18 protein-coding genes and 4 pseudogenes are annotated in these 18,129 nt (G+C 69.8%); 12 read left to right on the top strand and 10 right to left on the bottom strand.

The features are described 5' to 3' along the window. Positions 1-265 precede the first annotated feature (265 nt). The 3 genes from AB0N06_RS34465 to AB0N06_RS34455 all read right to left on the bottom strand — a co-directional run bounded on the left by AB0N06_RS34465 (position 266) and on the right by AB0N06_RS34455 (position 3,154). Positions 266-415, bottom strand: coding sequence for a hypothetical protein (locus tag AB0N06_RS34465; RefSeq protein WP_366138620.1), 150 nt, complete (start codon positions 413-415; stop codon positions 266-268). A 35-nt stretch (positions 416-450) separates the two neighbouring features. After that, positions 451-990: a DoxX family protein gene (locus AB0N06_RS34460; RefSeq protein ID WP_366138622.1), complete on the bottom strand. Its 540-nt coding sequence runs from the start codon at positions 988-990 to the stop codon at positions 451-453. Between the two features lie 811 nt (positions 991-1,801). Beyond that, the gene (locus AB0N06_RS34455) at positions 1,802-3,154 is read right to left on the bottom strand and encodes a M64 family metallopeptidase (RefSeq protein WP_366138619.1); all 1,353 of its coding nucleotides are present in this window, start codon (positions 3,152-3,154) and stop codon (positions 1,802-1,804) included. Between the two features lie 154 nt (positions 3,155-3,308). On the opposite strand from AB0N06_RS34455, the gene AB0N06_RS34450 reads away from it, so the two are divergent. Together AB0N06_RS34450 and msrA are read left to right on the top strand one after the other, a co-directional pair. Further along, entirely contained in the window at positions 3,309-4,670 is a 1,362-nt protein-coding gene (locus AB0N06_RS34450; RefSeq protein WP_366138618.1) for a helix-turn-helix domain-containing protein, read from the top strand. Positions 4,671-4,945: 275 nt separating this feature from the next. Next, positions 4,946-5,455: a peptide-methionine (S)-S-oxide reductase MsrA gene (msrA, locus tag AB0N06_RS34445; RefSeq protein ID WP_366138617.1), complete on the top strand. Its 510-nt coding sequence runs from the start codon at positions 4,946-4,948 to the stop codon at positions 5,453-5,455. Positions 5,456-5,878: 423 nt separating this feature from the next. Here msrA and AB0N06_RS34440 read toward each other — a convergent pair whose 3' ends face one another. Together AB0N06_RS34440 and AB0N06_RS34435 are read right to left on the bottom strand one after the other, a co-directional pair. Next, positions 5,879-6,448, bottom strand: a complete 570-nt coding sequence (locus AB0N06_RS34440) for a hypothetical protein (RefSeq protein WP_366138616.1) — start codon at positions 6,446-6,448, stop codon at positions 5,879-5,881. A 335-nt stretch (positions 6,449-6,783) separates the two neighbouring features. After that, on the bottom strand, positions 6,784-7,347 hold the full coding sequence (locus AB0N06_RS34435; RefSeq protein ID WP_366138615.1) for a CGNR zinc finger domain-containing protein: 564 nt from the start codon (positions 7,345-7,347) through the stop codon (positions 6,784-6,786). Between the two features lie 530 nt (positions 7,348-7,877). Here AB0N06_RS34435 and AB0N06_RS34430 point away from each other — a divergent pair. The 4 genes from AB0N06_RS34430 (at position 7,878) to AB0N06_RS34415 (ending at position 10,722) form a co-directional block, all read left to right on the top strand. After that, positions 7,878-8,510, top strand: a complete 633-nt coding sequence (locus tag AB0N06_RS34430) for a hypothetical protein (protein WP_366138614.1) — start codon at positions 7,878-7,880, stop codon at positions 8,508-8,510. Beyond that, positions 8,507-8,896 carry an ankyrin repeat domain-containing protein gene (locus AB0N06_RS34425; RefSeq protein WP_366138613.1) on the top strand — a complete coding sequence of 130 codons (390 nt, stop codon included), beginning with the start codon at positions 8,507-8,509 and terminating at the stop codon, positions 8,894-8,896. The genes AB0N06_RS34430 and AB0N06_RS34425 overlap by 4 nt, the downstream gene beginning before the upstream one ends. Positions 8,897-9,298: 402 nt before the next feature. Next, the gene (locus AB0N06_RS34420; RefSeq protein WP_366138612.1) at positions 9,299-9,874 is read left to right on the top strand and encodes a TetR/AcrR family transcriptional regulator; all 576 of its coding nucleotides are present in this window, start codon (positions 9,299-9,301) and stop codon (positions 9,872-9,874) included. 296 nt (positions 9,875-10,170) lie between these two features. Further along, a complete protein-coding gene (locus tag AB0N06_RS34415; RefSeq protein ID WP_366138611.1) occupies positions 10,171-10,722 on the top strand; it encodes an ABATE domain-containing protein in 552 nt (183 codons plus the stop codon). A gap of 136 nt (positions 10,723-10,858) precedes the next feature. On the opposite strand, the gene AB0N06_RS34410 is transcribed toward AB0N06_RS34415, so the two are convergent. Both AB0N06_RS34410 and AB0N06_RS34405 read right to left on the bottom strand, forming a co-directional pair. Next, complete coding sequence (locus AB0N06_RS34410; RefSeq protein WP_366138610.1) at positions 10,859-11,398, bottom strand: MFS transporter; 540 nt, start codon at positions 11,396-11,398, stop codon at positions 10,859-10,861. 10 nt (positions 11,399-11,408) lie between these two features. Beyond that, positions 11,409-11,646 (bottom strand): annotated as a pseudogene (locus AB0N06_RS34405) (sugar phosphate nucleotidyltransferase); the annotation flags it as partial. Positions 11,647-11,854: 208 nt separating this feature from the next. On the opposite strand from AB0N06_RS34405, the pseudogene AB0N06_RS34400 reads away from it, so the two are divergent. Next, a pseudogene (locus AB0N06_RS34400) lies at positions 11,855-13,523 on the top strand (IS200/IS605 family accessory protein TnpB-related protein). Positions 13,524-13,557: 34 nt separating this feature from the next. Here the strand turns inward: AB0N06_RS34400 and AB0N06_RS34395 are convergent. After that, entirely contained in the window at positions 13,558-14,034 is a 477-nt protein-coding gene (locus AB0N06_RS34395; RefSeq protein WP_366138609.1) for a hypothetical protein, read from the bottom strand. 865 nt (positions 14,035-14,899) lie between these two features. Here AB0N06_RS34395 and AB0N06_RS34390 point away from each other — a divergent pair. Next, a complete protein-coding gene (locus AB0N06_RS34390) occupies positions 14,900-15,358 on the top strand; it encodes an SsgA family sporulation/cell division regulator (protein ID WP_366138608.1) in 459 nt (152 codons plus the stop codon). Between the two features lie 76 nt (positions 15,359-15,434). On the opposite strand, the gene AB0N06_RS34385 is transcribed toward AB0N06_RS34390, so the two are convergent. Then, complete coding sequence (locus AB0N06_RS34385) at positions 15,435-15,647, bottom strand: hypothetical protein (protein WP_366138607.1); 213 nt, start codon at positions 15,645-15,647, stop codon at positions 15,435-15,437. A gap of 29 nt (positions 15,648-15,676) precedes the next feature. On the opposite strand from AB0N06_RS34385, the gene AB0N06_RS34380 reads away from it, so the two are divergent. Further along, a complete protein-coding gene (locus tag AB0N06_RS34380) occupies positions 15,677-15,907 on the top strand; it encodes a hypothetical protein (RefSeq protein WP_366138606.1) in 231 nt (76 codons plus the stop codon). 218 nt (positions 15,908-16,125) lie between these two features. Here the strand turns inward: AB0N06_RS34380 and AB0N06_RS34375 are convergent. Beyond that, positions 16,126-16,459 (bottom strand): annotated as a pseudogene (locus AB0N06_RS34375) (transcriptional regulator); the annotation flags it as partial. Between AB0N06_RS34375 and AB0N06_RS34370 the strand changes: the two are divergent. The 3 genes and pseudogenes from AB0N06_RS34370 (at position 16,440) to AB0N06_RS34360 (ending at position 17,822) form a co-directional block, all read left to right on the top strand. Then, the gene (locus tag AB0N06_RS34370; protein WP_366138621.1) at positions 16,440-16,799 is read left to right on the top strand and encodes an OsmC family protein; all 360 of its coding nucleotides are present in this window, start codon (positions 16,440-16,442) and stop codon (positions 16,797-16,799) included. The pseudogene AB0N06_RS34375 and the gene AB0N06_RS34370 sit on opposite strands and share 20 nt — an antisense overlap. Positions 16,800-16,854: 55 nt before the next feature. After that, positions 16,855-17,232 (top strand): annotated as a pseudogene (locus tag AB0N06_RS34365) (pyridine nucleotide-disulfide oxidoreductase); the annotation flags it as partial. Further along, positions 17,229-17,822, top strand: a complete 594-nt coding sequence (locus tag AB0N06_RS34360) for a GPP34 family phosphoprotein (RefSeq protein ID WP_366138605.1) — start codon at positions 17,229-17,231, stop codon at positions 17,820-17,822. The pseudogene AB0N06_RS34365 and the gene AB0N06_RS34360, both read left to right, overlap by 4 nt. The last annotated feature ends 307 nt before the right edge of the window (positions 17,823-18,129 follow it).

Raw genomic sequence — 18,129 nt, 5'->3', positions numbered from 1 at the left:
GTCGGTGGTACTGGCCATGCCGGGGTTGCTCCTGTCTCGCCCATCCAGGCTAACCCGAGGTGCCGGGTGCCTCAGCCGAGACTGTCAGGAAGGGGTCCGGCAGCCTGGGAAGGAGCTGGGCGTGCGCGGTCGATCGCGCATGCCCGACTCGAACGTGGCTCATGCCAGTAACCGCAAAACGAGCAGGCAGCCTTCGTCTGATCATGTACTCCGGCCAAAGACGCACGTCATCACTACGGAGGCCATGATGGTGGCCTGGGCGGACTCAGAAGTCGGCCGTCGTGAAGCCGTCATTGTTGAGCCGCAGCTCTTTCAGCTCCTCCAGCTTTGCGCGGTCCTTCTCGTCCGCGAGTACGTCAGCCTCGGGGCGCGTGGTCGTGGCGGGTCGCCCTCGACGGCGGGCAGGTCTGTCCAAGCGCCGGCGGCAGGTGACGGCCGTCTCCCGAAGATTCAGAGACTCAGCACGATGGCGGCAGCGATTCCGCCGAGGCCCAGGGCAACGGCGCCCTCGGCCCAGCCGCCCGCACCCCAACGGAAGAACCGGTCGACGGCCAGCCGACCGGGACCGATCATGGCGACGGCCAAGGCGACAACGGCGATACAGACGCTGTACTCCACGCCGCCGCTGGTCTCCCACAGACCATGGGCACCGGTCACGGTGGCCATGGCATTGATCATCACGCCAATCAGGGCAGCGGCCGCGAGCGGGGTGAACAGCCCTACAGCCAGGCCGAGGCCACCGAGGAATTCGGACAGACCGCCCACTAGGGCGAAGAACTTTCCCGGGTGGTAACCAAGGGATGCGAACCCCTTACCGGTTGCCGTCAGGCCCATGCCCCCGAAAAGCCCGAACAGCTTCTGGGCCCCGTGGCCGGCCATCAGCAGTCCGAAGGTCAGCCTGATCAGCAGCAGTCCCCAGTCGGATGCGGATGATTTCGGCGTGGCGATGACCGGCGCTGCGGGTTCCGTGCGAGCCGAAACCAGATGCATATAACTCTTCGTAATCATGGCGTGCTCCGGTGAGCATGTGAATACGGTGCTTCCTCAGCACGGACGCGCCAAGCCACCGATCGACGGCGAGTACTCACGCCACATCGCGGAAGGATGCTGCCAGGCTGCAGCCCCTTCGCCGGCTCACCGGCCGCAGGCGGTTCGGGGGCCCGAGGAGCCTTGTGCCACGTCGTCCGCGCCGAGTTCGACGCAGCAGGCGTCGGGCGGGGCGGGCACCGCCGTGGTCTTGTCACTTCCCAGGCCGTGCCTTGTGCAGGAGGGTTTGCCTCTTGTGAAGACGTACGGAAACGATGCTTGCCGGGATTGCCCCCGAGGGAATGGCACACGCACCTGATCGGCCGCTCAGTCGCCCAGGCGGGTGCTGGGGACGCAGGCGCCCGAGCAGATGGGCGGCCGCGAGTGCGACGGCCGCGGTGACGACGGCGATCAGAGGCGTATGCGTCCCGCGCCGGCTGCGGCGGTGTGGAAGCGGGTGCGCCAGGGTGTAGACGTCGCCCTGGCCGCCGACGACATCACCGCCGTGGTGCACGTGATGAAGGGGGCGTTCCAGCGTCGGCACCTACTTGCCGAAGCGATGTCGCCGAGCCCCGAGCCGGGCCGGATGCGGCAGTTCGCGACGCGGTCGCGCGCCTTGGGGCGCTGGCGCCGAGATGATCCGGGTCAACCACCACGGCACGGACGCGGCGCCGGCCGTGGTGGAGTCCTCGTCGGCGGCGCTGGGCGAGTACGGGCTGGCGGCGGATGTGGAGGCCGCCCGCAAGGCGGCCTCCACATCCTGGTGGTCCGCAGGTCAGTGCCGGACCGTCCAGGACTGCTCGTCCTTGAGGGTCGCGGCGATCGCCGGGTCGCGCACGGCGTCCGTGCGGTCGGTGACGACGACGGTGAGGCGGTGGCTGCGGACGTCCCGCGAGTCCAGGTGGAGCGCAGCGACGGGTACCGCGGTCCGGCCCGCCTGGGCGGTCAGCGGCTTGCCGTCGAGGTACCACTGGATGTCGAGCTGCTGCTCGCCCGCCAGCCGCGGCACCTCGACGCGCGCGGTGTCGAGCTGGCGCAGGGTGCGGTCGGTGGGGGTGACGGGGGTCGCGATGGACGCGTGGCGGTAGAAGCCGGCGATCATCGCTTCGCGGCCGGGGAGGTTGAAGGGCTTGCCGAGGAAGCGCATGAGCGAGGCGTCGGTGGGCCGGCTGATGCCCGCCTCGTAGTAGCCGCCGCCCTGGTACGCGCCGACCGTGCCGCCGTCGGGAGAGGTCTCGCCGAGCCAGCGGTACCACTTGGTCTGCCGAGCGGCCATGGCGTCGGCGCTCAGGGTGGAGATGTTGGATTCCCAGGGCTCCGCGCCGGTGTACTGCTCGTATCCCGGCGTGCCAGCGGAGAAGTACTCGTCCGCGAGCTTGCCGAGGGAGTGGCCGGTCTCGTGGATGGCGACCTGGCCGGACCTGTCGTTGCCGGCGGAGGCGGTGGAGATGCCCTCGTAACCGAGCTTCTGGCTGGGCGTGTTGTAGCCGGCGCCGCCGTACTTGGTGCTGTTGGAGAGGACGATGACGAGGTCGGCCTCGGGGGCCTTGGCGACGTACGAGTCGACCTTCTGCTCGTCGACGCAGAGCAGCCGCTCGATGTCCCCGCACCAGAAGTACGAGCCGAGTGCGGTGTCCTTGACGACGTCCCGGCCCGGGTCGCCGGAGACTCCGGAGTCGTTCGAGACGGCGTCGACGGTCCAGACGTTGAAGAGGTTCTGATAGGCGGTGTACGGCTCGACGGCCGTCACCTCGGCCCACTTCTCCTTGGCGTCGATGTGGAACTGGTCCAGTTCGGCGGCGGTGTAGCCGTCGCCGACGACGACCACATCGAGACGGTCGGCCGTGGGGCCGTTGTCGATGACCTTGGTGACATCGCCGTCGGCCCGGGTCTCGGCCGCGGAGAGCGGCGCGGAGGTACGGGCCCCGGGGCCGCCCTTGGCGGACGGCACCCAGGTGTAGCCGGAGCCGGCCTCGTGGTGGCCGTGCTCACCGCTTTCGGCGTGCTCGTGGCCGGGTATCTCTACCTTGACCCGCCCGGTCGCCTCCGGGCCGGCGCCCGCGGAAGCGGAGCCGGGGGTGACGGCGAGGGCGGTCATGACGGCGGCGGCCACCGTGGCCGCTGCCATTGATCTGCGTATGGACGGGCGCAACAATCTCTCCCCAGGACAAGCATCTTAAGTGCGCGTATCAACGCGCTTAACAGGACGCTTAACTTAGAGCCCCCTGCCAGTGGCGCACAATGCCCTTGCGGATGTGAAACCGCAGGAAGAGGAACGCACCATGGACGAACCGGCTGTCATCGGACAGCGCGTACAGCGCCTGCGTGCCGAACGAGGTCTGACGCAGCGGCAACTGGCCGAGCCCGCGTACACGGCCGCGTACATCTCCACACTGGAGTCCGGCAGGGTACGCCCCTCCGAGACCGCCCTGCGCTTCCTGGCCGAGCGGCTCGGCACCACCTACGAAGAGCTCACCACCGGCCGCTCCGCCCGGCTCGCCACCGAGCTGCGCCTCGCCCTCACGGACGCCCGCCGCCTGCTCGCCACCGGCACCCTCGGCGAGGCGGCCGCCCGCTACCGGGAACTGCTCGCCGATGCCGAGGAACTCGCCCTGGAATCCGAACAGGCCGACGCGCTCACCGGGCTCGGCGAATGCGCCCTGGACAGTGGGGAACTGGACGCCGCCCGCGAGCACTTCGAGTCGGCAGAACGGATCCTCACCTCGGCCGGTGAGCCACCCCCTCGCCGGGTCCGCGCCCTGCGCGGCCGGGCCGTCGCGCACCTGCTCGCCGGTGAACTGCGCTACGCCTGTTACATCCTGGAGACCGCCCTCGACGAACTGAACGCCCAGGGCCTGCACGATCCGGATGCCCTTTTGCTGCTGTACGCCGCCTCCATCGGCCCGTACATGGACATGGGCGCGCACGCCCGCGCCGCCCAGGCCGCCGAACTCGCCCTGGCGCTGGCCCCGCGGGTCTCCGACCCGGCCCTCGTCGCCGGCATGCACCGCAGCGTGGCACGCACCCTGCTCGCCGAGGGGCGGATCGCCGAGGCAGACGCCTCACTCGCCAAGGCTCAGGACCTCTACCAGCAACTGCAGACCCGTACCGAGCTGGCCCACTGCCACTGGATGCGCGGCTATGTACACGCCCAGAACGGCGACCTGGAGGCCGCCGAGCGCGAGTTGCGCACCGCCCGCGAGATGCTCGCCGCCCGCAGCGCCGCCCTCTACACCGCACAGGTCGAGGTCGAACTGGCCGATGTGCTGCGCCGCCAGGGAAAGCGCGAGGAGGCGGTGGCCCTGCTGTCCCGGCTGCTGGAGCTCGGCGCGGACCTCGGCGACGGACGCGGCGCCGTCCACGCCGCGGGAGCCCACCGGCTGCTGGGACTGATCGCCGAGAAGGAGCGCGCGGACGAGCAGGCCGAGGAGCACTACGTCATGGCCCTTGCCCTGCTGGAGCGCAGCGGGGCGGCGGGTGATCTGGCCGATCTGTGCCGACTGCTGGGCGATCTGCTGCGGCGTATGGGCCGTACAGAGGCCGCGCTCGACGCGTACCGCACCGGCCTCGGTCACCGGGCGGCGCCGGGCACCACCACGCTGGGCCCGGCGCCCACATCACCGCCGTTCCGCGGCGCCTGGTGAACACGGCCGCCCATCGAAGGCCCGGAGTTTGGCTCGATGCGGTGGTGATCACGCGCGAGCTGCTTGGGGCAGGCCCCAAAGCACTTGGTCCCTCTTGCCGGCCACCTCCGCGGGTCCACCGCCATCTCAATGCGTCACCTATTTGACTGGTGATGAAGGGTGTGTCAGTCTAGGAGTGCGCCACCCTTCCCGGAAGGTGGCACACCTGGGCCGACCGGCCGGCGCGCGAGGCCGGCCGGAGGCGACGCGAGACGCGAAGAGGACGGTGACAGACGATGGCCGGCAGTGAGAAGAGGGCCGTACTGGCGGGCGGGTGCTTCTGGGGTATGCAGGAACTCATCCGCGAGCAGCCGGGGGTTCTGGCGACACGGGTGGGGTACAGCGGCGGCGACCTGGCCGACCCGACGTACCGCCACCACGAGGGGCACGCCGAGTCCGTCGAGATCGTCTTCGACCCGACGGCGACCGACTATCGGACCCTCCTGGAGTTCTTCTTCCAGATCCACGATCCGTCCACGAAGAACCGGCAGGGCAACGACATCGGGGACAGCTACCGCTCGGCCATCTTCTACCTGGACGACGAGCAGCGGCGAGTGGCCGAGGACACCATCGCCGACGTCGAGGCCTCGGGACTGTGGCCGGGACCTGTGGTCACCGAGGTCACCCCGGCCGGACCGTTCTGGGAGGCCGAGCCGGACCACCAGGACTACCTGCAACGCTACCCGGACGGCTACACCTGCCACTTCCCGCGCCCCGGCTGGCGGCTGCCCAGGCGCGGGGCCTGACCAGGTCAGTGTGACAGCGAGCCGGCGTCTCCCATCACGATGACGGGGGCCTTGGCGGGGTCGAGGGCGAGGAGCAGTTCGGTCGGTTGCTGCGCGAGGCGGCCGGGAGGCGCTGCTGCCCTTCGGGGCAGGGCGCGGGGGCTGTTCAGTACAGTCGAAGCCGGTGCCGAGGCCTGCGAGGGGCGGGCCGGCGTCGGCTGGTTCCTATCGGGCGGTCGGCCCGGACGGGGGCGGTGAGAGGGGCGCCGGAGACCGTGGGGGAGTGACGGGTGTCGGGGCCTGCGAGGATGCCAGCGTCGGCAGGTGTTCAGCCGACCTGCTCCGTGCCGGTGTGCCCCGCCACGCCGCGGTAGGGCGGGCAACACCGGTGAGTATGGTGCGCACCGTGCGTGCCAGCCGAGTGGTCCCGGGGACGCACAGCGGTCACACGTCGTCCGTGGGCTCGGTCTCCCGGGCCTCGATCGCACGCCGGCCGGACTCGTCGAGGGTGTACATCACGGACCGCTGCTGCCTGTGACGCCGGATGCGGCCCTTGGCCACGAGTGACTCCAGGGTGTTGCGCACCACCTGGGGGGTGGGGTTGCGCTTCGGGTGCTTCTCGAGCAGCTCGTCCCGCAGCTCTTTGGCCAGACGCGGCTCGTCGTGCGCGGAGAGCAGGGTCAGCAGCAGGTCGCCGAGCAGCGGCTGGCGCGCCTTTCCCTTCGCGGGGGCCTTGCCCGCACGCCGGGCAGGTGTGGGGGAAGCGGCGGCTCGGCGCGGCTTCGTCCTGGTGAGCTCGGGTTCCGCCTGAGCCTGCTCGGGCAGAGGCGAGGACTCTGACAAACCTTCGTACCGTTCGGCAAGGTTCAGGATGTCGACCAGGAGCTCCTCCTCCTGCTTCAACATCTTCAACTTCTCGGCCATCTCCAGCTGACGTCGACGGTTCTCTTCCAGATCCGATGCGGCCTGAGCTACGTACCGCGACCGGAGCATGGCGGCTGATTGGCTGGTCACAACCGTTCACTCCCTTGTAGTGGATGACGCTGCGAATGGTACCCACGGGGGAGCCCGCGTCCAGAGAGACGCGGACGACGTGGATATTCCCCGTGGTCCACGCCCATGACATGCCCATCGAACATCGGTCTCCTGGGATACATACCCAGGAAACGTATCGACGAACCTTATGGCAACGGGCCAGGCCGACGCGGCAGCCCGAAGGGTCACGTGTGTGCTCAGGGGCGCAGTGAGGCCGGGACCACGCAGAAGAAACCGGCGCCGTCGGCCACGTGCCAGGTCGTGACGTCCGGGGCCGGGTTCCAGGGTGAGCGACCGGTCGGGCGCGAGGGCGGTCAGCGAGCGGCCAGTGCGGGAGTGTTCCGCTTGCGGGCGCGGTAAGCGGCCGCCTTGACCTTGTTCCCGCAGGGCTCCATGCCGCACCACTGGCGCCGTGCGCCCCGTGAGCGGTCGATGTAGACGTCGGTGCACTCGGGGCTGCCGCACTCCTTCAGCAGCAGTGATTCCGCTCCGCCGAGCAGCTCGACGGCCCTGCGGGCCAGGGAGGACAGGGCCTGCTCGGGTGTCGCCGTCGTACGGCGCCCGGGCGGGATCAGCTGCGGCGGCGCGGTGAGTCTGCGGGCCGCCGCGTTCACGACGGCGAGCGCCTCTTGATCGAAGGGCCGGCCCAGGCGCCGGTCCGTCACCAGTCGGTAGACGGCCTCGCGCACGGCCCGGGCCTGCTCGAGGTCGGCCGGTCGGGCCGGTGTGACGGAGTCGACGAGTCCGGACTCCAGATACCACGTGTCCAGCGCCTCTGATGTCGTGAGCACTTCAATTCCGGACGAGCGGCGCGCTCGGAGCGTCGCGGCGAAGTCGAGCGCGGGATCACCGCACATAAATGCAGGTTGACGTTTCATGTAACCATTCTGGCAGGTTACAAAATATCGAGCAAGAAGGCCTTCCGTTGACGGGTTCGAAGTCACGTGCCATTATAGTAACCCTTCAAAGGGGTGACGATGGAAGCTCTGGGTCTCGGAGGAGTAGCGGATATGGCCGATCGGCCCAGGCAAGGCGCCGAGGGTGCACCGGTGGGGCGGCGCGCGCTGTTCGGGATGCTGGGCGCCGGTGCCCGATAGGCACGTATTGTCCTTGAGCGCTCCAGGTGTTCCTGGGGCGGCTTGACGTGTTGCTGGAACCGCCGCTGCGCGCGACCGGGAATCCGACCGTCAATTGACTGATGCGCCGGGGCGCGCAGTGCGGTCAGAGTGGGTATCGGCGATTCTGTGCGGTCCCGGGTGTGCCCGGTCCCGCGATCACCCCAGTCTTTTCAGTAACCTGCTTGACGGGTGATGTCACTCGTGCCGGTCTCTTCCTGTGTTCGCCGCCGGGAAAGCGTCCGTGCAGGTGTCACCGCTTCGAGCGGGTACCTACTTCTGATAGGAAAACCATGAGACGACTTCTGATCGCAGCCGCGGCCGGGGTGCCGCTGGCCGCGGCGGTGTATCTGCCGAGCGCCTCGGCGGACACCGGGAGCTCCGCCTCCACCACGACCCCGCTCAAGTGCTCCAGCATCACGCTCCGGGCCCCCGAGGGCACCGAGGTGGAGCGTGTGGCGGCGGTCGACCGTCCCGCCGGGACGGTCGACGTGCCCGCGATCCCGCCCGTTCCCGCATCACAGGTCCCCGATGTGCCGGCTCACTGCGACGTGACCGTCACGCTGACCCATCCGGGCCAGAGCGACCACGCCCAGGTGAAGGTCTGGCTGCCCACGACGGGCTGGAACGGCCGCCTGCAGACGCTTGGCGGTAGCGCCTTCGCCGCCGGCGACTATGGCACTGGTCTCGCGACCGCCGTCAAGAACGGCTACGCCGCCGCCACCACCGACGCCGGCGTCAAGTCCTACCTCGACACCAGCCGACCCGGCCTACGGCGAAGGCATCCGCAAGGCGATCGAGGCCCTGGCCGCCGGCAAGCCCTGACCCCGGACATCCGATCCTGCCCGGCACGAGCCATCACGCCCGTGCCGGGCAGAGCTGTCACCCGACCGGAAGTAGAGAAGAAGCGAAGAAGCCACGTATGACCAGCAGCAACGGCCTGACCCCCGAGCAGACCCGGCGAGTCCTGGCCCTGGCCATGGACCTGGCCCGGGAAGGCCGCACCGGAGAACTGGTGGAGTTCGTGGCACACGGCGTCCCGGCCGACGCGAGCGACGCGTCTGGCAACACGCTGCTGATGCTCGCCGCCTACCACGATCACGCCGAGACCGTGCGCGCCCTGATCCGTCTCGGCGCCGACCCCGACCTACGCAACGACCGCGACCAGAGCCCCGTCGCCGGCGCCCTGTTCAAGGGCGCGGACGCCGTGGTGACCGTACTGCGCGAGGCGGGCGCCGACCTCGATGCCGGGACGCCGACCGCGCGGGCCGCCGCGGCCCTGTTCGGCCGCGCTCATCTGCTCACGGACTGAACGGTGTCACCGGGTGCCCCATCTGCTGGACACCCGGTGACACCTGCCGCGGCACGGTGCGTCCCCTTTCGGCCGCAGGTTCCGTCGACGAGGTCGAGGGTGCGCGGGGCGGCCGACAGTCCGTAGGGCTGCTGGGCGTCGGAGGGCAGCACGGAAGGCGAGCTGGCTGCGCGCGGCCGACCTGCTGAACGAGATCGACAGCCCGCTCGAGGAACAGACGCGGGCCCACGCCCAGGCCCTCGGCCTGACCGCAGCGTCCTCCCGGCCCGACTGACCCGCGCCGCCGCCCCACGCCAAGTTGCATGCGAACTGCCTGGTTCCGCAGCCCCCGCCCCGGTGAGATGGGACAGAAGCAGGAGAGGGCTCCCGACTCCACGGGAGCCCTCGGCGAAAGGAACCCGTGTGGCACGGCCCCGTGAGTTCGACCCCGACGTAGCCGTGCGGCAGGCCATGGAGCTGTTCCGCCGCCACGGCTACCACGCCACATCGGTGCCGCGGCTGACCGCACAGCTGGGCATCGGAACCGGCAGCCTGTACGCGGCGTTCGGCTCGAAGGACGGCCTCTACGCCCGGGCCCTGCAGGGCTACTGCGACGACCTGATTGAGGTCCTCGACCAGGACCTGAGAACGGGCTCGGACCTCCGCACGGCGCTGCGCGGCCTGCTGACATCGTTGGTCACGACCGGCACGGCGGACCCCGAGCGGGGCTGTCTGCTGGTCCGCGCGGCCACCGAGCGTGCCTCTCACGAGGGCACGGTGGAGCAGGTGCGGGTGGCGATGACAGCCGTGGAGAACGTACTGACCGAGGCCCTGCGCAGAGCTCAGGCACGGGGCGAGCTGCGCGCCGATCACAGCCCGGCGGAACTGGCCCGCTTCCTGACCTCGTTCGTCCAGGGACTGCACGTCATGGGTCAGACCCGGGTCGACCGGGACTTCCTGGCGGACGCCGTCACCGGGGCCCTGCGGGCACTGGACTGAGCCGGCGGCTCAGAGGAAGGCACCGGCCCCCGGTCCGTAGCCGTACAGGGCCACGGGCGCCGACCAGGACCGGACCTGCGCCGAATCGGGCCACTCGGCCGGGGTCGAGGCGGGTGCGGTGTCCACCGGCGGGACTGCTCGGTCGATGCGTCGACGTCTGAAGTGGGAGACATGTCGTCAGCATGAGCCGCGACCGCCCCAAACCTACCGCCCACGCACCCAAGGGGCTGAAGGGATCCAGAACCCGGATCTGGACCAGGCTTGCATTCCCATCAGTCACTGGTCAATATGGTTACGTGAATCATGCTTTTCCCTGTGGGACGCTCCCTCTCGACTTCGTGGGTACGCTGCGTGCACGACGCAATGACGTGCCGATGGAGAAGCTCGCCACCCCCGAGCTGCTCGACGACTGGTTCATCGAGTCCGGGATGCTCGATCTGGCGCCCGGCGCGAGCGAGGTGGACCTCGCCCTCGCCGTGGACCTGCGCGAATCCATCTACGACCTGGTTGCCGCCCGCCTGGACGGCAGGCCGCTGCCTGCCGACGCGGTCGCCGAGGTGAACCTGCAGGCGTCGGGCCTGCCGGTGACGCTGCGTCTCGGCCCGCAGGGAGCGACCCGTACCGGGTCGGTCTCGCAGGGGCTCGCGGCACTGGCCCGTGAGACGGTCGAGATCCTCGGGGGCGACGACGGGGTGCTGCTGCGCGAATGCGCACGCCCCGAGTGCACCCAGGTGTACCTCGACCGCTCCCGTGGCCACCGCCGGGAGTGGTGCGCCATGAAGACCTGCGGCAACCGGGTCAAAGCCGCCGCCTACCGGGCGCGGCAGCACGCCACCCAGGCGTCCTGACCGTCAGGGCACGATCTCGAGCCGCAGCCGCGTCAGTTCGCAGTCGGCGATGCGTCACTCGCCGTGAACCTTTGCTCAACAAGCTGTGCTCCGTGCGCGGATCAGTCATATGACGGTCGGCGGCCGGCCCGCGACCTCATGAGGAGGCGATGGAGATGGTGGCTTCCGCCGTCGAGCCTGTGGTGACGTGGCCGCCTTCCGCCTCCTTCTCCCGGCGGCCCTGAGGTATCAGCAGGCACGAGGCGAGACCTACGACCGCGACGCCCGCAAGGAGCAGGAAGACCGTGGTCCAGCTGCCGTCGCTCGGGTATCCGTCGGCCCCGGTCTTGGAGGCGAGCACGGTGGCGACGACGGCCGCGTCGACCGCACCGCCGATGGTGCGGATGTTGGCGTTCATCCCGCTCACGGCGCCGGTGTGCGCCGCGGGCACCGCATGCACGACGAGCGCCGACAGGGCCGAGAGCCCGATGCCGCACCCCGCGCCGCCGATCGCCAGGACGAGAGTGACCTGCCATGCCTGCTGGTGGAAGGCTGCCAGCAGCAGGAGGCTGACCACGACGGGTACGGAGCCGAGGAACAGCAACGACTTGGCCGACATCCGGGCGGTGAGCGGACCGGCCAGCACTCCGCCCACGAATTGAGTAAGCGTCACCGGCAGGAAGAGCAGGCCGGACACGGTGATCGTGGAGCGCGTGCGTGATCTCCAGCTCGTCCCGACCGGAGGGCCGAATCGCCCACCCCGCCTCGTGCACGGCCGGATCGAGCAAGTGCACGCCCACCAGGGCGAGTTCGCTGCGGAGATGCTCGGGCTTACTTCCAGAGCGATCACCGTGTCGTCGGCGTCGAGTTCGGCCACACCGAAAGCCCGGGGTCCGGCATGTGCGTGAGCAGGATCTGTGCGCTGGGCCGTGCCCGGCGGAATTCTCCACCAGCGCGCTGATCCTTCATCAGGGATCGGGTTTGTGAGCTGCTGTCGTTTTACTGAGGTGAAGTGAGTGGTGGTGAGCGGGAGCGAGTCCTGGCGGTGGGTTGGCGAGGGCGGGAACGGGGGTTCTGGGGTCGAATGGGTGACCTAGGCGACTGTTGCTCGTTGGGCTGGGTGGCGGGTGTCCGGCCTTGAGGGGGTGATGTGGTGGGTGGTGTGCGGAAGCCGGCGGCCTCCTTCGTGGTGCCCGCGCCTGCCGGGGTGGCGGTCCGGGACCGCCTCAAGCACCTCACCCCCCAGGACGAGAGGGTGCTGCGTGCGGTCGGTGAGCATCAGGGTGCTCTGGCTTGCCGTGATCTCAAGGTCCGTTGTGCGGATGGTCTGGAGCACGGTGCGGACACCTGGGCGTCGCGTAAGCGGGACCTGACGAAGGAGTCGTCGTCGCGGATCGCCGGGGCCATCACCAAGGCCACGCATGATCAGTGGGCTCTCGCGCGCCGTTGCCAGGCGGCGCACATACAGAAGCTGGCTGCCGGGATCACGACGTTGCGGCACCGGCTGTCCCTCCCGATCGGGGAGAAGGGCACCAAGCGCACGGCGGGCGGCTACCGCTCCAAGGGCGAGTGGTTCCACAAGTCCCGCCGCCTCGCGGCACTGGAGGCGCGGCACACCGCTGCCGTTGCCGGCTGGCAGGCCGGACGGGTGCGGGTGGTACGGGGCGGCAAGCGTCTCCTCAACACCCGCCACCATCTCACCCAGGCCCAGCTCACCGAGGGCCAGTGGCGGCAACGGTGGGAGGCGGAACGCTGGTTTCTTTCCGCTGACGGTGAGTCGGGGAAGCGGTTCGGGAACGAGACGATCCGCGTCACCCCGGACGGCGAAGTGTCCATCAAACTGCCTGCCCCGCTCGCGCACCTGGCCAACGCCCGGCACGGCCGGTACACCCTCGCCTCCACCGTGGCGTTTGCGCACCGGGGTGCGGAGTGGGCCGATCGCATCGAAGCGAACCGGGCCGTCGCCTACCGCATCCACCTCGATACGGAGCGAGGTCGCTGGTATCTCACGGCATCCTGGCAACGCCCCATCGTGAAGACCATGTCGTTGGAGGCCGCCCGTGCCCGGGGCATGAGCGGTGTCGACACCAACGCCGATCACTTCGCCGCCTACCGGCTCGACCGGCACGGCAACCCCATCGGAGACCCGCACCGCTTCCCCTACGACCTGTCCGGGACCGCCGGTCACCGCGACGCACAGATCCGCCACGCCCTGACCCGGATGATCCACTGGGCCAAGCAGGCCGGTGTCGCCGCGATCGGGATCGAAGACCTCGACTTCACCGCCGAGAAGACCCGGGAAAAGCACGGCCGCCGCAAGCGGTTCCGGCAGCTCATCTCCGGCATGCCGACCGGGAAACTCAAGGCCCGGCTGGTGTCGATGGCCGCCGAACACGGCCTGAGCATCGTCGCGGTCGACCCCGCCTACACCAGCATGTGGGGTGCCCAGCACTGGCAGAAGCCGCTGGCCACCCCCCACCGAAAGATGTCCCGTCACGATGCCGCGGGCATCGCGATCGGACGACGCGCCCTCGGGCACCCGGTCCGGGATGGGGTATCCCCTGCTCGAACGGAGTTGAGAGCTTGGGGAAGGACGGCACCGCCCCCCGCACGACCGGAGTGATCGTGCGGGGCATCGGACCGTCCAGGCCGGACCAGGTGACCGGGGGCGTGAGGGAACCCGCCCACCCGCAACGGACCGGCTCCCCGGAGGGCCGTCGCCGAGCGGGACGCGAAAGCGGGAACCCAGCGCATCCAACACCGTTCGGGATGCGCCCAGTACGCAGCAGTGGGTCCAGGACTCACTCATGCACACTGGCTAGGAACGGTCGAGGTACCAGGTGGGCGCGGGCACGCTCAGCCCGCGCTCTGTGTAGCGGCGCTCGGCGACCTGTCGAAGGCATCGGTGGACTCTGCCGGGATCTGCGGCCCGAACGCCAGCTTGGCGTAAGGCACTTGGAGGGTTGCCGCCACGAGCGATCCTACGTAGTCGGTGGCCTCGGCGACGATCAGATCGGGTCGGAACCCGCACGCGGCGACGACGGCCTCGTCGGCGGTGAGGTCGATACGGGCGCCTGCGAAGAGCTCGGCGGCGACGGCCGGATCAGGCACGGTCGGGTCCGCCACACCCGCGAGGCGCGCCGCCTCGGCGAGCAGCACTGGGATCTCCGGACCGACTGGGAACAACGTGATGTCCTCGGCGGCGAACAGCGGACCGAAGCCGGCCGACGTGATCACACCGACCTCGTCACCACGGTCACGGAAGGCGCGGGCGAGGGGCAGCTCCGGCAGCAGATGACCATGCTGAGGTGTGCTGGAGAAGAGAATACGCATACCTCGAGTGATGTGCCTATATTCGATATCTGCTCTGTCAGGTACGTGTGCATATGAGCCTGCCCCGAGGGGTAACGTTGTTACGCCCTGGCCGTCGCCTTTGTCACCGCCGGGCTTATCGCACACATGCCATGAAGTTGCCGTGCGCGGCCTCCGCATTGACCCGCGTCGATCAGATCCGGCGCCGCACTGCGCCAGACAGGATGGAACGAAGCGATCACCCGCCGGACCTCGTGCTTGGGGATCTGGTCGGCACCGCGAGCCCCTTTTCCCCGGCATATGCAGCGACTCGAGCGACTCTGCATCAAAGTTGCAGCCGCCAGGCGTCACGGCCTCATGTCCGCTCCGAAAGGAGCCGCCTTGACTGGTTACTAGATGAGTGTCATGGTGGTTGTGTAACCAATCAAAAGGGTTATTAGTTTCGTGGACTGCGGGTCCCGTGTCACTTTCCCCCGTCGGCATGGGACCCGCTACAAGGGCGACCTCAAGGTTCCGTGAACCCGCCGCACTCCGGGACCGTTTACCAGGTGTGCCCGCGCCTCCGAGACGCGGTCACGACGTGAGCGCGTTCCCCGTCCCCCGTCCCCCGTCGGGGGGCGCGCTCACCACTCAGTTTGCTCGGTCCGCGCGGGAAACCGGGCAAGCGGGGAAGAGGAGGCTCGGTATCCGTTCGCCGAGCCTCCTCGGGCGTTCTCGGGCCGGCCGCGCAGGGTGCCGCGCCAGTCAAATGACGTACCGGCGGGCTGGGGTGCACGAGGTGGGGCGGGGTTCGACGGTCGTGTGACGGATGCGGTGGGGTGTGTGGGTGCTGGAGGGTTCGGGGTGTGGTTCTCGTGTCTGGGAGGGATGTTTGTCGTGAACGGTGATGAGGCGGCGGGCGCGTGGTCGTGTCGGGTGTCCGGTTCGGTGTCGGGGGAGCGGGTTTCCTGTGTTGCGGCTGGATGTGCGGCGGGTGCTTGACGGGGTGCCGTGGTTGCCGGTGCGGGCCGAGTTCCGGTTCGATGCTGGGTCGCCGATGGTGGTGTCGGTGACGCTGACTCCGTGGCACGGCACCGGTGTGACCTGGCGGATAGGCCGGGACCTGCTCTATCAGGGCCTGTACGTGGAGAGCGGCGAGGGGGACGTGCAGGCGTGGCCGATGCAGTCCGAGGAGGGGGACACGGCCTGGCTGTTGTTGGAGTCCGGGAACAACAGTGCCGTGTTCGAGCTTCCTGCGCCGCTGCTCGGGTCCTGGCTCGAGGCCACGTACGAGCGCGTGAGCGCGGAAGAAGAGATGGCCGACCTCGACTGGGACGCCTTCCTCGACGGTCTGCTCGGCCACTGACCCACACCCACCACAGCGCACGCCCCACGACAGCCCCCGGCAGGGACTGAAGGGACCGGAAAACCTGATTGACTTCTCAGGACGGCGCGCGCAGCGCGTCCACGGGCTCCATCCGGGCGGCCCGCAGCGACGGGTAGAGCCCCGCGAGCAGCCCCACCATGGCACCTGCCACCGGTGCGCCCAGCGCCAGCAGGGGATCGAGGACAGGGGTCCAGTGCCGTACGGCCACGCCGACCACCACCGCCACCCCCGGCGCCGCGCCGACGATTCCGCCGAGCAGCCCGGTCATGGTCGACCCGCCAGAATCTGCCCGGCCACTTGGCGCCGGGACGCCCTCAGTGCGCGCCGCAGGCCGATCTCGCCGACCCGCTCCATGACGGTGACCAGCGTGACGTTGGCGATGTCGATCGCGCCCATGACGAGCGCATCCGGTTCGAGGACATGACGCAGGTGGTCGAAGCCGGGCCACGCGGCGTGGTGACGGCCTCGTCCGACGAGGCGGAAAGGCGTCGCAACCTCGTGTGCTTCGCCGACGACCTGGGTTTGTAGCCCGGGACCGACCGCAGCGCACGAGCACGCACCGTCGAATGGGTCAGGCCGTGCACACGCGCCAACGTTTCCCTGTTCCTGGCTGCCTGAGCAAGGAACAGCAGGCCATGAAGGACTTCCTGCCTGCAACGACTGGCGGGGGCCGGATCGGGAGGCGGAGGAATACGCCCGAAGGATCCGCCAGTTGACGGCCATCACATTCCTCAGCGCCGTTCTCTACGGCGGGCCGCCGAGATTGCGGCGAAGCCGGTGTACAGCGTGACGGCGGCCCGGTTCCACGCCGGGACGTCCAGGCGTCTGCCCAGGACGAGCGTGGGCGTGCGGGGGAACCGGGCCGGCAGCCGGCGCATGGCGGGCCGTACCTGTTCGACGGGGCGGCGCGCGTACGACGCGGCCGGTCATCCGTACGCCCGGCCGGCTCGTACGGGTAACTCTGCTGGTCCTCGTCGAGGCACAGGGCGCGGACTGGGGTGGCGAGCACGGGCGCGAGGCACGGACGCGTCCCTGCTCGAGCCGGGTGTAGTAGTCGACACTGATCGCGGCGAGCAAAGCGTGCCTTCTCGGCGCCCTCCGCCGTGCCGCCACCGCCCGCAAGATCCGGCTGACCAGCACCACCACCATCACCGCCGAGGTCGCCCTCAGCCACGGCGACGACGGCGAGTTCTCGCTCTCCGCGGTCCTCAGCCCCGTCCTCGGCGGCGTCGACCGGGCCACCGTGGAGGAGCTCGCGCGGGTCGCCCACCAGACCTGCCCGTACTCCAAGCCCCTGCGCGGCAACATCCCCGTCATTTGGCGCCGATGCCGCGGTGGCTTAAGGACCCGGGGCCGTGACCTGTGCGAGAGGCACCGTCAGGTGACTGATGCCGCACAGGTCACCCGCGCCCGACACTGAATCCGCCACGGAACCCTCGAAAGCACCTTCGCCGCCTTCAAGGGTCTCGACGGCAAGCAGCACGGCCGACCTCGAGGCCGTTCCGGGCGTCGTGTTCACCGACCCGGAGGTCGCCACCGTGGGGCTGACCGTGCAGGAAGCCGAGCGCACCGGGCGCGACGTCGAGGTCGTCGACTACGACATCGGTCAACTGGCGGGCGCCCTCCAGTACCGCCCCGACTACCGGGGCAGGGCCCGCATCCTGATCGACCGGGACCGGCAGGTCCACCTCGGCGCCACCTTCGCCGGACCGGGCGTCGGTGAGCTGCTGTACTCGGCCACGGTCGCCATCACCGGCGAGGTGCCGGTCGAGCGCCTGTGGCACGCCGTACCCGCGTTCCCCACCATCAGCGAGGTGTGGCTGCGCCTGCTGGAGAAGAGGAGGGACTCATGACCACCGCACGTGACCTCGCGCTCGTCGCCCTGGGCCTGCCGCCCGAACGGTCCGTGGAACAAGGCGACCTGGCCCTCGCGCTCGCGGGCGCGGAGGCGATCGACCTGCTGGACATGGGGGCGCTGACGCTGGACGGCGACCCGCCCGTGCCCGGAGTGCCGGTGGCGACCGGGGACCGGCTCCTCGACCGGGCGGCCGCCTCGCTCGTCCGGCGGGTGCCGTACGAGCCGGCCGACGCCTGGCTGTGGCGCCGGGGGAGCGGACTCGCCGCCGCCTACACCGACGACCTGGAACGGGCCGGACTGATCGCCCACCCGGTGGGCCGCCGCTTCCGGCGGCGGTCCGCGCCGGCCGACGCACCGGCCCACCGGGAAGCGGAGGAACGCAGGGCATCCGGCGAGCCCGTCCTCGCCGCTCTGCTCATGGCCGCGGGCATCGCGGACGCCGCACCCCAGGACGCCGCCGGCACCGTCGGGGACGCCGTCGCGACGGTGCTGGCGGCCATCGGGGACGCGGTGACCCGGCTGGAGTCCGTACGGCTGCGGCGGGACCTCGAGAACGCCGCCTTCGACAACGTGTGGCGGGCGTAGCCCACGTATGCCGCTCCGGGTGATGCAAATTTGAAAGCCGGGCCCCGGGGATGTCATGGCTGATTCCCCGGGACCCGTGGTGCGTGTGCGGGCGAGCGGGTCAGTTCTCGTCGGTCTCCGTGGAGGTGCCCGCGCGGTGGCTTCGCCGTCTGCCAGGTGCAGCACCTGCGCCTGATGGGCGTTCTGCCCATGCGGTGCTGACGGCGGCCGGGTGAGGTTCCCCCGAGATGCGGACGGATGTGACGGCTGGTCAGATGGATCTCATGAGAGGACCTGTGACCATGGCTGCCCCGAGGAAATACCCGCT

It is taken from the genome of Streptomyces sp. NPDC051020, from assembly GCF_040683105.1.
Classification (GTDB): domain Bacteria; phylum Actinomycetota; class Actinomycetes; order Streptomycetales; family Streptomycetaceae; genus Streptomyces.
The sequence above is the reverse complement of the archived record's forward strand: the minus strand, read 5'-3'. Positions and strand labels throughout refer to the sequence as shown.